Here is a 14,525-nt window from a genome sequence, read left to right as displayed (position 1 = left end):
GCCGGGAAGTCTGGTCGGCGATGGTCTTGCTGTACCCGACGAAACCCCAGGTGAGAGGTTTTCCTTGATTTCTGCCGCACGCTCCGAACTCGGCCGCTATCTCCGTACGGAGACGGTCGGCGGCTCCATCCTCCTGATCGCGGCGGCCATCGCCGTCCTGTGGGCAAACTCTCCCCTGTCGGACGCCTACTTCGATCTGCGGGACTGGCAGATCGGCCCCAGCGCGCTCCACCTGAACCTCAGCCTCGGCACGTGGGCCCAGGACGGCCTGCTCGCGATCTTCTTCTTCGTGGCGGGCCTCGAACTCAAACGTGAACTCGTCGTCGGCGAACTCGCCGACCGCAAGAAGGCGCTCCTGCCGATCATCGCAGCGTGCGGCGGCGTACTGGTGCCCGCGCTCATCGCGGCCGTCGTCGGTTCGGGTGTCCCCGGCATGGATCGCGGCTGGGCCATCCCCGTCGCCACCGACATCGCCTTCGCCCTGGGCGTCCTGGCACTCACCGGGTCACGGATTCCCGCGAGTGCGCGCGTCTTCCTCCTGAGCCTCGCCGTGGTCGACGACCTGCTGGCGATCATCCTGATCGCGGTGCTGTTCACGACGTCGATCGCGATGCTGTGGATCCTGTCGGCCGTCGCGTGCCTCGCCGTCTACTGGTACGCCCAGCACCGCCGGATCACCACACCGTTCCTGTACGTCCCGCTCGCCCTGCTCACCTGGTACAGCGTCCACGAGGCCGGCATCCACGCGACCCTCGCCGGCGTCGCGCTCGGACTCCTCACCCGGGTCCGCACCGATCCGGACGAGGAGTACGCCCCCGCAGCGAGGCTCGAACACCGCATCCAGCCGTGGTCCGCCGCCATCTGTGTCCCGTTGTTCGCCCTGTTCGCCTCGGGTGTCCCGATCAACGGCGACGTCCTCGGCAAGCTGTTCACGGACCGGATCAGCCTCGCGATCATCCTGGGTCTGCTCGTCGGCAAGACCGTCGGCATCTTCGGTGTCTCGTGGCTCGCGATCCGACTGGGCATTGCCACGAAGCCGCGAAACCTGGGTCTGCGCGACATGTTCGCCCTGTCGGTGCTGGGCGCGATCGGGTTCACGGTTAGCCTGCTGGTGGCCGATCTCGCGCTCGCGGGAATCGGCGACGGCAGCGAAGCGGACATCGCGAAGGTCGCCGTGCTCGTAACATCGTTGACTGCGTCACTGATCGGATCGGCGCTACTGTTGCGACGCGGACGGGTCCATCAAGCCCGCGCCGCTGCCACCGATGTGTGAGGTCGACTCGCGCATCGCAGCTACCCGCGCGTCAGAGCTACCTGGAGGGGTCGAGAAGTGAGTGTCACCAGCGGCAGTGGAGTCACCGGCAACGGCAGCCGGGCCGGCGACGGAGTTCCGACGACGATCTCCTCGATCCCCCTCACCGATCCGCACAATCCGGAGACGGCGTCGATCGGCACGCTGGTGCGCGATGCGACCGCGCAGGTCTCCACGCTCTTCCGCGCCGAGGTGGAGCTGGCGAAGTCCGAGGTGACGAGCGAGGTCAAGAAGGGCCTGCAGGGCAGCCTGTTCTTCATCCTCGCGCTCTCCGTGCTGGTGTTCAGCGCGTTCTTCTTCTTCTTCTTCCTCGCCGAACTCCTCAGCGTGTGGCTGGACCGGTGGGCCTCGTTCCTCATCGTGTTCGCGCTGATGCTCGTCGTCACCGGTGTCCTCGCACTGCTCGGCTACCTGCGGGTGCGCAAGCTCCGCGCGCCGAACAAGACCATCGATTCCCTCAAGCAGGCCGCCACGGTCCTGCCCGGTCAGCGTCCGGAGGCAGGCTCCCCGCTGGGCACCGGAACGGGCACCGCCGGCTGATCGCAGCCGAGGCCCGTCAGTGACACAGCCAGATCCGTCCACGGTCCGTTTCGACGGACCGTGGACTCATCGGGACATCCACGCCAACGGCATCCGCATCCATGCGGCCGAGGCCGGACCGTCCCACCCCGATGCCCCTCTCGTCGTGCTCCTGCACGGCTTCGCAGACTTCTGGTGGACGTGGCGCCACCAGTTGACCCCCTTGGCCGACGCCGGTTTCCGGACGGTCGCGGTCGACCTGCGCGGCTACGGCGACACCGACACCCCGCCCCGCGGCTACGACGGCTGGACACTCGCCGGTGACATCGCCGGCCTGATCCGCGCGATGGGCCACACCGACGCGACCCTCATCGGGCACGCCGACGGCGGTCTCGTCTGCTGGGCGACCGCGCTCCTGCACCCCCGCCTCGTGCGCTCCATCGGTCTCGTCGGTTCGCCGCACCCGATCGCACTCAAGAACGCCGTTCTGCGCGACCGTCGCCAGCGGCGGGCGCTGCTTCCGACGTTCCTCCGCTACCAGGTGCCGTGGCGCCCCGAGCGCACACTGCAGCGGTCCGAGGGGGCCGAGGTGGAGCGTCTGCTGCGCGCCCGGTCGGGGCCGGACTGGGTGCAGTCCGACGAGTTTCCGGAGGTGGTGCGCCGATTGCGGTCCGCCATCCGGATCCCGGGCGTCGCCCACTCCGCCCTCGAGTATCAGCGGTGGGCGTTCCGCAGCCAGTTCCGTCCGGACGGCCACCGTTTCATGGCCGCGATGGATCACACGCTGCGGATCCCCGTCCTGCAGATCCACGGCGATCTCGACCCCTACGTGCTGAAGCGCACCGTCGAACGGTCCACCCGGCACGCGCCCGGCCAGCAACTGCACTCGGTCCCCGGCGTCGGCCACTTCGCGCACCAGGAGGCACCCGCCGAGGTGACGGGCGAACTGCTGCGCTTCGCGCTCGCTTCCCGCTGACCGGGCCCGATCCCGCCGTTCAGGCGATGCAGACACCGGTGCCGACCGCGCCGCGGGCCTGGCCGGCCTGCTCGAGCTGACGCGACACCTCGTCGGCGGTGAGGACGAATCCGGTGTCGCTGTCGTCGACGGCGGCGCCGAACACGACGCCGAGGACCCGTCCCTGCTCGTCGACCAGCGGTCCACCCGAGTTGCCCTGACGGATCGACCCGCGCACCGTGTACACCTCGCGCTCCACGTTGCCGGAGCGGTAGATGTCCGGGCCGCGCAGGTCGAGGACCTCGCGGATGCGGGCGGCGCTGGCCGTGTACGGGCCGCCGCCCGGGTAGCCCAGCACAATGGCGCTGTCGCCGGTGCGCGCCTTCTCGGGCGCGAACCGGAGCACGTCGGCGGTGAGCCCGGGAACGTCGAGCACCGCGACGTCCACGGCCGGATCGAACAGGACGACGTTCGCGTCGAGCGGCCCGGCGGCCGTGTCCACGGTGACCGTCGACGTGCCCGCCACGACGTGGGCGTTGGTCATGACCCGTTCGGGGCCGACGACGAAGCCGGATCCCTCGAGCGCCTTCTGGCAGCTCGGGGCCGCGCCGCGGATCCGCAGGACACTCGACTGCAACTGCTGCGCCACCGGGCTCGCGAGCACGCTGGCATCGGGCGGTTCCACGTTGGTGATGGGGGTTCGGCCGAACGGGCCGATGACGTCGGGCAGGCCCGAGGTGTCGAGCAGGGCCGAGAACTCGCTGGGTACGTTGCGCAACCAGCTCGGGGCGACGTCGTCGACGGTGCTGAGCACCTTCGAGCCGCGCACCGCGGTGGCCACGTTGGCCTGCGTCGAGGTGGCGAGCGGGATCGCGAGCAGCCAGGCCGCCACCAGGACGGCCGTCAGCTGCAGTCCGGCGCCGACGACACTGTCCACCGACCGCGCCACCGGACTGTGCATGCCGCTGCGGGCCGCGCGGCCCAGCACCATACCGGCGACCTCGCCGATCACGACGAGGACGACGATCAGCGCGATACCGGCGAGCACCCGCGCCCGCCCCTCGTCGACGTGGACCAGCACGTGCGGCGCGATGAGGATGCCGGCCACCGCGCCCAACACGACGCCGAGGAACGCGAGCGCCGAGGCGACGGCGCCCTGCCGCCAGCCCGACGACGCGGCCAGCAGCGCGATCAGGATCACCGCCAGGTCGATCCATGCGGATCCGCTCAACGGTCCCCCTTCCGGGCCTGGTGTCCGAAGTTGCTCTCGTTCTCGTCCATGCCGGTCGCAACGCGGGTGAGCGTGACATCGAGGTCACGGACGTCGTGGTGGTCCCATTCGATTTCCCAGCCGGACACCGCGAGCAGGCCCGCGAGCACGCCGGCGGTGAACCCCCACACGAGCATTCCGTCGACCTCGAACGCCGGACCCTGGTAGCCGGCGCGGTGCCGGACCTGGAACCGGTTGTCCGGGTCGATCAGGTCCCGCACGGGCACGCGCACCACGCGTTCGGCCTCCGCGGCGTCGACCACGCCGACCGGGCTGGGATCACGCCAGTAGGCGAGCACCGGGGTGACGTCGAACCCGGACGGCGGGATGAACAGCTGCGGCAGCGTCACGAGCGGTTGCACGCCGCTGCGCACCAGGCCGGTCTCCTCCTCCGCCTCGCGGAGGGCGGTGTCGACCGGACCGTCGTCCTCCGGATCGGCCGCGCCGCCGGGAAAAGCGACCTGGCCGCTGTGCAGGCGCATCGTCGACGCCCGCTGGGTCAGCAGCACGTCGGCGTCGGCGGGCAGGCCACCGACCGCGAGGGGGTCGGATTCGGCCGACCCGCCGAACAGCACCAGCACCGCTGCGGGCCGCACACTGGTGCCGTCGGGCGCCCGCCGGTTCAGGACCGGGTTGACGCGGTTGGGATCCGCGGGCGGGGTGTGCGTGACACCGCGCAACCATTCGGGTGCGGCCGCGGGATTCAGGGGCGGGTGGGATCGGAAGCTCATGCGGCGACGCCGAGGTACTGCTGCACGACGTCGGCGATCTCCCCGACACTGCGGAACGGCTGCGGGAGGATCTTGGCGACGGTGCCGTCCGGGCGGATCAACACCGACACCGGCAACACCGCGGGGGATCCGACGGCGGCCTGAACGCGCGCCGAGCCGTCCTGGACACCGGGCAGGTGGACGTCGTACTCGGCGAGGCGGGCGAGGGCGTTCGCCTCGTTCGGATCGGTGTGCACCGTGAGAACGGTAACCGCGCTGCCCGCCCGATCCGCGTACTGCTGCAGATACGGCAGTTCTTCCCGGCACGGTCCACACCAGTAGGCCCACAGGTTGAGCAGGACCGGCTTGCCGGCCAGTGAGGCGGCGAGGTCGACGCGGCTGCCGTCGCCGACGCACTCGAGCGTGATGCCCGCGAGCACCGACCCCTCGGGAGCGGGACCGCCCGGGGCCGGGCACGGTTCCAACTCGGCGTCGGCCCGGGCCGCGGCGAGTGCCTCCGGGGTGTCGTCCGCCCGCCGCTCCTGCTGCGACGTCGGACGGTCCGCGCCGGGGTAGCCCCCGACGTCGACGGTCTCGTCACCGCCGCGCGGCCAGATGGCCACGATCAATCCCACGACCACCACGAGCGCGACGAGGCTCCAGCGCGCGCCACTCGACATCCGCATACTGCTCACATACCTGCCAGTTCGAGAAGGTGCTCGGTCTCGGGGCCCTTCACGAGCGCAGCCGCGGCCACCTTGTCGGTGGGTCCGGTGCCGTAGGACGGGCAGTCCTTGGCGAGCACGCACACCCCGCACGCCGGCTTGCGCGCGTGGCAGACCCGGCGCCCGTGGAAGATCACGCGGTGCGAGAGGTCGGTCCACTCCTTGCGCTCGATGAGCGCGCCGACCGCATGCTCCACCTTGACCGGGTCGGTCTCCTCGGTCCATTTCCAGCGTCGGACGAGCCGACCGAAGTGGGTGTCGACTGTGATTCCGGGCACGCCGAACGCGTTACCGAGAACGACGTTCGCGGTCTTGCGGCCGATGCCCGGCAGCGTCACGAGGTCCTTCAGCTTGCCCGGGACCTCGCCGTCGTAGCGCTCCAGAAGGGCCTGCCCGAGGCCGATGATCGAGGTCGCCTTGTTCCGGTAGAAACCGGTCGACCGGATGTACTCCTCGAGCTCCACGCGATCGGCTTCGGCGTAGGCACGAGCGTCGGGGTAGCGCGCGAAGAGCGCGGGAGTTACCTGGTTGACCCGCACATCCGTGCACTGCGCGGAGAGAATCGTCGCAACCGTCAGCTCGAGAGGCGTGGTGAAATCGAGCTCGCAGTAGACGTGCGGAAAGGCCTCCTTCAGGCGGCGGTTCATGCGCCGGGCCCGGCGCACCAAGGCCAGCCGGGACTCACCCGTCTCGACGGGTTGCACGTCCGATTCAGGGTCGCCGGGTGAGGTCGCATGCACCCCGACAACTCTACGGACTCAGCGTCCGATCGGATTCCGGACCGTGTCGCTTCTGAGACCTTCGTTGTGTTTACTTCCGCATATGCAAGGTCTGGCTGTGGTGCTGTTTCCTGTGCTGCTGATGCTGTTCGCTCTGGCCATGGAGCGCGTCGAGTTCCGGCTCCGTCGACTCACGGTCCGCGAGCAGGAGGTCGAGGAGTTCCTCGATCAGGCGAGCCAGTCGGAGGTCGCGACGCTCGCGTCCGACGGCTTCCCGCACGCTCTGGCCCGGTTCAACCGCCGGCGCCGGCGCAGCGACGACGGTGAGGACGACATCCAGGCGCGCCGCGCCAGCTAGACGAACCGTCGACGCCCGACGCCCCGCGACACACCGACGGTAGGTTTTCGTCCCGACGGGGTATCCGCGGTGTCGTGACCGGAACCAACGCCCCACCGACCCCCACTCGGGTCCCGTCCCCACAGCTGCGCCGTTCGGTCGGCGGAGTCCTGCTGTTCGTGTTCATCATCGGCGACGTCCTGGGTGCCGGGATCTACGCGCTCGTCGGCGTGATGGCGGGCGAGGTCGGGGGCGCGGTGTGGGTGCCGTTGCTCGTGGCCCTGGCGATGGCCCTCACCACCGCCGCGTCGTACGCCGAACTCGTGACGAAGTATCCCGAGGCCGGCGGCGCGGCGGTGTTCGCGCGACGCGCTTTCCGCTCGGACACACTCTCCTTCCTGATCGGCTTCGCGATGCTCGCTGCCGGCGTGACGAGTGCCGCGGGACTCGCGCACGCCTTCGCGGGCGAGTACCTCGGAACGTTCGTCGAGCTGCCCGTTCTGGTGGCGGCCCTGTCGTTCCTCGCCGTCGTCGCGCTCGTCAATGCCCGGGGCATCCGGGAATCGCTGCGCGCAAACCTGCTCATGACGGTGGTCGAGGTCGGCGGGCTCGTCCTCGTCGTCGTGCTGGCGGCGATCGTGCTCGCCCGCGGGGACGGCGAGCCCGGACGACTGCTCGAGTTCGACGCCGACCGGTCCCCGGCTCTGGCCGTCCTCGCCGCCGCCCTGCTCGCGTACTACTCGTTCGTCGGTTTCGAGACGTCGGCGAACATCGCGGAGGAGGTGCGCGACGTCCGCCGCGTCTACCCGCGGGCGCTGTTCGGCGCGCTGCTCACTGCCGGTGCCGTGTACGTGCTGGTGGGGATGGCCGTGTCGATCGTGCTGCCGCCGGACGAGGTGGCCGCGTCGACCGGACCGCTGCTCGAGGTGGTGTCCGCCACGAATCTGGGGGTGCCGGATCGGCTGTTCGGCGCGATCGCCCTCGTCGCCGTCGCGAACGGCGCGCTCCTGACCATGATCATGGCGAGCCGACTCCTCTACGGCATGGCTTCGCACGGCCTGGTGCCGTCGGTGTTCGGGCGGGTGCTGCCGCACCGCCGCACCCCGTGGGTGGCGATCCTCGCGACGACGGCGGTGGCGATGGTGCTGTGCACGACGAGCACCCTCGACGCCCTCGCCGAGACGGTCGTCCTGCTCCTGCTCTTCGTGTTCGTGAGCACCAACATCGCGGTCCTGGTGCTGCGCCGCGATCGCGTGGAGGCGCCACACTTTCGGACACCCACCGTGCTTCCGATCCTGGCGCTGGTCACCTGCGTCGTGCTGCTGACGCAGCAGAGCGCCGCGACGTGGCTGCGGGCCGCGGTGTTCCTGGGGCTGGGCATCGGGCTGTATCTCCTGGCCCGGCTCCGCTCGCGGCGCACCGACCGGGAGGTGGCGTCGTGATCGTCGGCGTCGTCGCGGATCCCGGCTTCTCCACCCGGCTGGCACAGATCCTCACCGACCGGCTGCCCGAACTGCTGGCCGCCTGCCCGGTCGACCGGCCCGGCGAGATCGAGGTCGAGAGCGTGGCGCGGCCGCTCCCTCCCGCGACGGACGGATCACCCGCGCTGGACGAGTGGTTCGACGTGCTGCATCACCGGTTCGACCTGGTGATGGTCGTCTCGGAGATGCCCCGTCGACTGGCGTCGCGAGCCGTTGTCGCCGAGATCTTCCGCGACCGGATGTGCGTGTTCTACACGCCGTCCTTCGGCGTCCTCGGGACCGCCCGCCGACTGCTGCGCACCGTCGCGGACGCGCTGCCACGTCTGGTGGGGGCCGACCGGTCCGAGCCGACTCCCACCGGCACGCGCTGGACCACCGACGCGGACGGGGTCGAGCGGCTGGTCTCGACCTCTCCGCTCGGGCGGGTCCGGCTGGTCGCCGGGATGGTGCGGGGCAATCGCCCCTGGCGGCTCATCCCGGCGCTGTCGGGAGCCTTCGGCGCCGCGAGCGCGGCATCGGCTTTCGGGGTCTTCTACGCCAGCATCTGGCAGATGGCGGCATCGATGAGCGTCACCCGGCTCACGCTGGTGACACTGGCCGTCCTGGTGGCCATCAGCACCTGGCTGATCGTGCCCAACGGGCTGTGGGAGCGACGGAACTTCCGGAGCACCCGGGCCGATCGGGTGCTGTACAACTCGGCGACGCTCGGCACCGTGGTGGCGGGGGCGGTCTGCATGTACGGGCTGCTTCTCCTCGCGGTGATGCTCGCCGCCGTCGTCGTGGTGCCCGACGACTACCTCGCCGAGCAACTCGGCACGCCGACAACCCTGGCGACCTACGTGAAGCTCGCCTGGCTCGCGGCCTCGCTGGGCATCGCCGCGGGCGCGGTGGGATCGACGGCGTCGGACCGTACCGAGATTCTCCGTGCGACCTACGGGCGCCGCGAGGTCGAACGACGACAGGCCGCCGATCGAGAAAAGGACGCGGAGACGTGATGGAATGTCCCAGAACCCCGTACGCTCGGTCCGCCGACTCTTGTCGGCTCCGTGGACGTGACATGGACACCAACTCGCAGAACTCTCCGTGGTGTCCGTGACTCGTCACACAGGCGCGGCAAGTAGACTTTGTGTGCGTACTCGTTGCATGAGACTCCAGTCATGTGCAGCAACTTGCATCGATGAACAGTTTTTCCCAAAGGAGCGCACGTGGACGAGGTCCTGGCCAGAGCCGGCATCTTCCAAGGAGTCGAGCCCTCGGCGGTGGCTGCACTGGTCAAGCAGCTTCAGCCCGTCGATTTCCCGCGCGGGCACGTCATCTTCAACGAGGGTGAGCCCGGTGACCGGCTGTACATCATCGTTTCCGGCAAGGTGAAGCTCGGCCGCCGTTCCCCGGACGGCCGCGAGAACCTGCTGACGATCATGGGCCCGTCCGACATGTTCGGCGAGCTCTCGATCTTCGACCCGGGTCCGCGCACGTCGACCGCGACCACCGTCACCGAGGTCCGCGCCGTGAGCATGGACCGGGACGCCCTCAAGTCGTGGATCGACCAGCGCCCGGAGATCGCGGAGCAGCTGCTGCGCGTCCTCGCGCGTCGCCTGCGTCGTACCAACAACAACCTCGCGGACCTCATCTTCACCGACGTCCCGGGTCGTGTCGCGAAGGCGCTGCTGCAGCTCGCGCAGCGTTTCGGCACCCAGGAGGCCGGCTCGCTCCGCGTCACGCACGACCTCACGCAGGAAGAGATCGCCCAGCTCGTCGGCGCTTCCCGCGAGACCGTGAACAAGGCGCTGGCCGACTTCGCACACCGCGGCTGGCTGCGCCTCGAGGGCAAGAGCGTCCTGATCTCCGACTCGGAGCGTCTGGCGCGTCGCGCTCGCTGATCGCCTCCGGCGACAGCACCGAACGACTCGAAGCCGTCCGTCCCATTCGGGGCGGGCGGCTTTGTCGTCGCCGAATGGGTCGATATCCCGATTCAGGCATACCTCGATCCGAATTTCGCATTCGACAGGCATTCGGCGGCCCCAGAGGATGGGACGGTGACCGACGCGCAGATCGACGCGGACTACAACGTTCGCAACACCGTCTCCCCCGAACTGTTCGACGCGACCGTCGAGGAGTATCGGCGGCGTTCGCGTGAGGTCGTCGACGGCCTCGACGGGTTCGCCGATCTGCGATACGACCCGGACAGCACCGAGCGACTCGACGTCTGGGGAACCGGGGGCGACCTGCGTCCGGTGTTCGTGGCCATCCACGGCGGGTACTGGCGGGCACTCTCCCGGCACCACACCGCCTTCATGTCGCGCATGCTCGACGCGGCCGGAATTGCCACCGTCGCGGTCGACTACGGGCTGGCACCGCACACGCCACTCGAGGAGATCGTCCGGCAGGTGCGGGCCGCGGTCGCCTGGGTGTACCACTACGGCGCCGAGCACGGACTCGATCCGAGCCGGATCGTCGTCGGCGGCAGTTCCGCCGGCGGCCACCTGACCGCCGCCACGATGGTGTCCGGGTGGCAGGCCGATTTCGGACTTCCCGACGACGTGGTGCGCGCCGCCATGCCGATCAGCGGACTGTTCGACATTCGTCCGCTGGTGAACTCGTTCGCGAACGAGTGGCTGGGCTTGGACGACGCGCGCGCGGACGCCCTGAGCCCGATGCTGCAGACCGACCGGGTGGGGCCTCGCGCGGTCATCGCCGTTGCGGAACACGACGGCGTCGGCTTCCTCTCACAGAGCCGGATGTTCCACGATGCGTGGGCGCGGCACTCGGAGAGCGAGCTGCTCGTCGTCCCGGATCGCAACCACTACGACGTCTTCCTCGATCTCGCCGAACCCGAGTCGGCGCTCAGCCGCGCGCTGCTCGGCTTGTTCGCCGGCCTCGCGCACACATAGCCAGGCCCACGAAATCCGCTTCACCGCAATACGGTTGCGCATTGCAACCACCAAATCGCTGACGGTATACGCGGGATTCGGTCGTCGCTAGGATTCCCCCATGGACATGCCCAAACTGCTGGACGGGCGCCTCAAGCTCCGCCATCTGCTGCTCGTCGACGCGCTCACCAGTCAGGGCAGTGTCGTGGCGGCGGCCGCGGCCCTGCATGTCACCCAGCCGGTCGCGACGCGCAGCCTGCACGACATCGAGTCCATTCTCGGTGTCTCCCTGTACGACCGGGGACCTCGCGGGATCACTCCGACGATCTTCGGTGAGGCCTTCACCGCACACGCCCGAGCGGTGATCGCGCAACTCACGCAGGCCGGCCGGCACGTAGTCGAACTCGCGGACGCCGACCGCGGAACCGTGGTCGTGGGAACACATCTCGCGGGCTCCAACGTGCTCCTGCCCGGCGCCATCGCCCGGCTGAAGAACGAACGTCCGCTGCTGACGGTGGTGGTCCGTGAAGGCACCCCGGAGATGCTGCTCACCGAACTGCAGTCCGGGCGTATCGATCTCATCGTCGGACGCCTCACCTCCCCCACCGACGACATGGCCGTGCGGCGCACGCTGTACGCCGAGTCGGTGGAGTTGGTGACGCGGCGGGGTCACCCGCTGGCCGACCGGAGCGGCATCCAGCTGAGCGATCTCACGCAGTACCCGTGGATCCTGCCGGGCGTGGAGACGGCGCTGCGCCGCGAACTCGAGGAGTTCTTCGCCCGCAACAGCCTCGCGCTGCCCGAGAACCGGGTGGAGGCGACGTCGTTCCTGACGGTGCGTCAGCTGCTGCTCGAGACCGACATGGTGGCGGTCCTTCCGAGTCTCATCCCCCGCGACGACGTCCGGCTGACGACGCTACCGATCACGCTGGATCCGATCGGTCACAGCGTGGGGATCACGCTCTCGGCCGGGCGGACCCTCAGCCCGTCGGCCTCGGCGCTGGTGGACTTCCTGGCCGAGTTCGCGGCCGAGATCGCACCGGGCCGCACCTGACCCGGAAAACGACTCGGAGCCGCCCACCAGGTGGTGGACGGCTCCGGTTCCCCCGACGGGATCAGGCAGGGACGACCGCGGGTTCTTCGTGCTGCAGGCCCCGCGAGGAATCCGGCACGACCCGGAACAGCGCGATGGCACCGACCAGGCTGAGCGCACAGACGGACGCGAGGTACCACGTGACACCGGTGGACGACCCGGTGGCGTCCAGCAGTGCGGTGGCGATCATCGGCGCCAGGCCGCCGCCCAGGATCGCGCCGCTCTGCAGGATCAGCGACGACCCCGAGTAGCGCACCTTCGCGGGGAACGTGTCGGCGATGATGCTGCCCTGCACACAGTGCGTGACCGGGACGATCAGGCCCATGCCGAGGAACGCGACCACGGCGATCACCGAGTTCTCGGTGTTGAGCAGCGGGAAGAACACGATGCACCACACCAGGATCGCGGCCGATCCCGCGATGAACATCGTGCGGCGACCGTGCTTGTCGGCAACTCTGGTCCACACCGGAATCGATGCGAACCACAGGACCGCGGCGGCCGTCACGCACAGGATCAGGAACTGCTTGTCGAAGCCGAGATGCTGACTGCCGTAGGACAGCGAGAACACCATGAAGGCGTACGCGACGGCGGAGTTCGCGAGGACCGCGAGCAGGGTGAGCGACAGGCGCGGGAAGCCGACCCTGAGCGACTCGCGGAGCGGGAACTTCGAGACCTCGTTGTTCTCCACGAGGCCGGTGAACGACGGGGACTCGGTGACCCGCAGGCGGATGACGAGGCCGATCGCGACGAGAACGAAGCTGAGCAGGAACGGGATCCGCCAGCCCCACGAGGAGAACGCGCTGTCGGACATCACCGAACTGGTGGTGAGGAAGATGCCGTTGGCGAGCACGAGCCCGGCCGGCGTGCCCATCTGGGGGAAGCCCGCGTAGAGGTTCTTCTTGCCGGCGGGGGCGTGTTCCATCGACATCAGTGTCGCGCCGGCGCCCTCACCGCCCAGGCCGATGCCCTGCACGACGCGCATCGCGACCAGCAGGATCGGGGCCCACACCCCGATGGCGTCGTAGTTCGGGATGAGGCCGATCAGGGTGGACCCGATGCCCATCATCACGAGCGAGACCACGAGGGTCGCCTTGCGGCCGATCCGGTCACCGAAGTGGCCGAACACCAGGCCGCCGAGCGGGCGGGCGATGAACCCGACCGCGAACGTACTGAACGCGGCGAGGGTGCCGGCCGTGGGGCTCAGGCTCGGGAAGAACTGCTTGTTGAAGATCAGTGCGGCGGCGGTGCCGTAGAGAAAGAAGTCGTACCACTCGAGGGTGGTGCCGGCCAGGGTCGCCAGGGCGACACGGCTGCGCGCGGCCGGGGCGGGGGCGGCGCCCCGGCCTCGTGTCGTGCTGTCGGTCATCGCAGATACCTATCGGTGTCGGGGGAGGCGGTCGGATATCCGAGATCCGTTCTTCGCCAGGAGAATCCGGCGGCCTTATCGGCCTCGTACGAAAGATTCTGTACCCGTGAGACATGACTCACAAATACCGAATCGGCCGCCGGGTATCTCAATTCGGCTATGCCTCAGGCGTATCGGAGAGCCCGAGGAACCGTTCGGCGTTACCGCGCTGGATCAGATTCCGCGAGGTCTCGTCGAGGAACTCGCTCTTGCGCACGACCTCCCCCACCGGCCGCTCCCCCAGCGGGTACGGGTAGTCGCTGCCGACCATCACCCGCTCGACACCGATGGTGTCGACGAGCAAGCGTAGCGCGCGGTCGTCGAACACCACCGAGTCCACGTAGAACCGGCCGAGGTAGTGCGACGGCGGCATCTCGGATGTACCGATGATGTCGTTGCGCCGGTGCCACGCGTTCTCCATCCGGCCGAGCCAGAAGGCGAACGACCCTCCGCCGTGCGCGAACCCGATCTTGAGGCGGTCGTCGATGCGGTCGAAGACGCCGCCGAGGATCAGCGCGAGGATCGACAGGTGCGTCTCGGCCGGCATCGCCGTGAGCCACTGCGCCATCCACCGGTCCAACCGCGGTGACGAATCCATGTCCCAGGGATGCACGAACACCGGGACGTCGAGGGACGCGCAGTGCTGCAGGAACGTCACCACGCCCTCACTGTCGAGGTCGCGGTCGCCCACGTGGTTGCCGATCTCGACGCCGCGGTGACCGTTGGCGACACAGCGTTCCACCTCACGGCAGGCCGCGTCGGCATCCTGCAACGGCACCTGGCAGAACGGGATCAGCCGGTCCGGTGCCGGAGCGACGATGTCCAGTGCGAGGTCGTTGAAGATGCGCGCGATCCGTTCGGCCTGTGCGCCGGTGCGGCCGTAGTTGAAGAACGCCGGCGTGGGCGAGACCACCTGGGTTCGGACTCCGTCGGCATCCATGTCCAGCAGTCGGGTCTCGGCGTCCCAGGCGTCTGCCTGGATGCGCCGGAATTCCCTGGAGCCCATCATGACGACGGCCTCGGACTCGCTCTCGACCCGCAGCCACGGCGCGTCGGGCCCGGCGTCGGCGGTCAGGTCCGGCCACCCCTTGGGGACGTAGTGGGTGTGGACGTCGATGATGCCGGTCAC

General features: G+C 69.3%; 15 protein-coding genes. 9 read left to right on the top strand and 6 right to left on the bottom strand.

The window, feature by feature from the left end; all coding sequences use genetic code 11:
* Nucleotides 1-64 precede the first annotated feature (64 nt).
* The 3 genes from nhaA to ABEU20_RS18775 are packed head-to-tail and all read left to right on the top strand — an operon-like array spanning nucleotide 65 to nucleotide 2,807.
* Nucleotides 65-1,273: a Na+/H+ antiporter NhaA gene (nhaA, locus tag ABEU20_RS18785; RefSeq protein ID WP_420165890.1), complete on the top strand. Its 1,209-nt coding sequence runs from the start codon at nucleotides 65-67 to the stop codon at nucleotides 1,271-1,273.
* 57 nt (nucleotides 1,274-1,330) lie between these two features.
* Nucleotides 1,331-1,852, top strand: coding sequence for a phage holin family protein (locus ABEU20_RS18780; RefSeq protein WP_420165889.1), 522 nt, complete (start codon nucleotides 1,331-1,333; stop codon nucleotides 1,850-1,852).
* A 19-nt stretch (nucleotides 1,853-1,871) separates the two neighbouring features.
* Nucleotides 1,872-2,807, top strand: coding sequence for an alpha/beta fold hydrolase (locus ABEU20_RS18775; RefSeq protein ID WP_420165888.1), 936 nt, complete (start codon nucleotides 1,872-1,874; stop codon nucleotides 2,805-2,807).
* A gap of 19 nt (nucleotides 2,808-2,826) precedes the next feature.
* Here the strand turns inward: ABEU20_RS18775 and ABEU20_RS18770 are convergent, their stop codons facing one another.
* The 4 genes from ABEU20_RS18770 to nth are packed head-to-tail and all read right to left on the bottom strand — an operon-like array spanning nucleotide 2,827 to nucleotide 6,138.
* Nucleotides 2,827-4,017, bottom strand: coding sequence for a MarP family serine protease (locus ABEU20_RS18770; RefSeq protein WP_420165887.1), 1,191 nt, complete (start codon nucleotides 4,015-4,017; stop codon nucleotides 2,827-2,829).
* Complete coding sequence (locus tag ABEU20_RS18765) at nucleotides 4,014-4,787, bottom strand: NUDIX hydrolase (protein ID WP_420165886.1); 774 nt, start codon at nucleotides 4,785-4,787, stop codon at nucleotides 4,014-4,016. Before ABEU20_RS18765 ends, ABEU20_RS18770 begins: the two co-directional genes overlap by 4 nt.
* Complete coding sequence (locus ABEU20_RS18760; protein WP_420165885.1) at nucleotides 4,784-5,452, bottom strand: TlpA family protein disulfide reductase; 669 nt, start codon at nucleotides 5,450-5,452, stop codon at nucleotides 4,784-4,786. The genes ABEU20_RS18765 and ABEU20_RS18760 overlap by 4 nt, the downstream gene beginning before the upstream one ends.
* Nucleotides 5,453-5,457: 5 nt before the next feature.
* Entirely contained in the window at nucleotides 5,458-6,138 is a 681-nt protein-coding gene (gene nth, locus ABEU20_RS18755; RefSeq protein ID WP_420165957.1) for an endonuclease III, read from the bottom strand.
* Nucleotides 6,139-6,313: 175 nt separating this feature from the next.
* Here nth and ABEU20_RS18750 point away from each other — a divergent pair, with 175 nt between their 5' ends.
* The 6 genes from ABEU20_RS18750 (at nucleotide 6,314) to ABEU20_RS18725 (ending at nucleotide 11,952) form a co-directional block, all read left to right on the top strand.
* Nucleotides 6,314-6,568: a hypothetical protein gene (locus tag ABEU20_RS18750; protein ID WP_420165884.1), complete on the top strand. Its 255-nt coding sequence runs from the start codon at nucleotides 6,314-6,316 to the stop codon at nucleotides 6,566-6,568.
* Nucleotides 6,569-6,642: 74 nt separating this feature from the next.
* On the top strand, nucleotides 6,643-7,989 hold the full coding sequence (locus ABEU20_RS18745; protein ID WP_420165883.1) for an APC family permease: 1,347 nt from the start codon (nucleotides 6,643-6,645) through the stop codon (nucleotides 7,987-7,989).
* Entirely contained in the window at nucleotides 7,986-9,023 is a 1,038-nt protein-coding gene (locus ABEU20_RS18740) for a hypothetical protein (RefSeq protein ID WP_420165882.1), read from the top strand. The genes ABEU20_RS18745 and ABEU20_RS18740 overlap by 4 nt, the downstream gene beginning before the upstream one ends.
* Before the next feature lie 210 nt (nucleotides 9,024-9,233).
* On the top strand, nucleotides 9,234-9,908 hold the full coding sequence (locus ABEU20_RS18735) for a Crp/Fnr family transcriptional regulator (protein ID WP_005515884.1): 675 nt from the start codon (nucleotides 9,234-9,236) through the stop codon (nucleotides 9,906-9,908).
* A gap of 156 nt (nucleotides 9,909-10,064) precedes the next feature.
* Nucleotides 10,065-10,919 (top strand): alpha/beta hydrolase, encoded by an 855-nt coding sequence (locus ABEU20_RS18730; protein ID WP_420165881.1) that lies wholly within the window; start codon nucleotides 10,065-10,067, stop codon nucleotides 10,917-10,919.
* A 100-nt stretch (nucleotides 10,920-11,019) separates the two neighbouring features.
* Nucleotides 11,020-11,952 (top strand): LysR substrate-binding domain-containing protein, encoded by a 933-nt coding sequence (locus ABEU20_RS18725; protein ID WP_420165880.1) that lies wholly within the window; start codon nucleotides 11,020-11,022, stop codon nucleotides 11,950-11,952.
* A 61-nt stretch (nucleotides 11,953-12,013) separates the two neighbouring features.
* Here ABEU20_RS18725 and ABEU20_RS18720 read toward each other — a convergent pair whose 3' ends face one another.
* On the bottom strand, nucleotides 12,014-13,357 hold the full coding sequence (locus ABEU20_RS18720; protein WP_420165879.1) for an MFS transporter: 1,344 nt from the start codon (nucleotides 13,355-13,357) through the stop codon (nucleotides 12,014-12,016).
* 157 nt (nucleotides 13,358-13,514) lie between these two features.
* Nucleotides 13,515-14,525 (bottom strand): amidohydrolase family protein, encoded by a 1,011-nt coding sequence (locus ABEU20_RS18715; RefSeq protein WP_420165878.1) that lies wholly within the window; start codon nucleotides 14,523-14,525, stop codon nucleotides 13,515-13,517.

Origin of the sequence: Rhodococcus parequi (genome assembly GCF_046042785.1) — a bacterium.
Classification (GTDB): domain Bacteria; phylum Actinomycetota; class Actinomycetes; order Mycobacteriales; family Mycobacteriaceae; genus Prescottella; species Prescottella parequi.
The sequence above is the reverse complement of the archived record's forward strand: the minus strand, read 5'-3'. Positions and strand labels throughout refer to the sequence as shown.

Coding starts and splice junctions, on each gene's coding strand:
- ABEU20_RS18760 (WP_420165885.1), bottom strand. CDS start 5,452: ATGCGGATGTCGAGTGGCGCGCGCTGGAGCCTCGTCGCGCTCGTGGTG.
- ABEU20_RS18765 (WP_420165886.1), bottom strand. CDS start 4,787: ATGAGCTTCCGATCCCACCCGCCCCTGAATCCCGCGGCCGCACCCGAA.
- ABEU20_RS18720 (WP_420165879.1), bottom strand. CDS start 13,357: ATGACCGACAGCACGACACGAGGCCGGGGCGCCGCCCCCGCCCCGGCC.
- nth (WP_420165957.1), bottom strand. CDS start 6,138: ATGAACCGCCGCCTGAAGGAGGCCTTTCCGCACGTCTACTGCGAGCTC.
- ABEU20_RS18750 (WP_420165884.1), top strand. CDS start 6,314: ATGCAAGGTCTGGCTGTGGTGCTGTTTCCTGTGCTGCTGATGCTGTTC.
- ABEU20_RS18725 (WP_420165880.1), top strand. CDS start 11,020: ATGGACATGCCCAAACTGCTGGACGGGCGCCTCAAGCTCCGCCATCTG.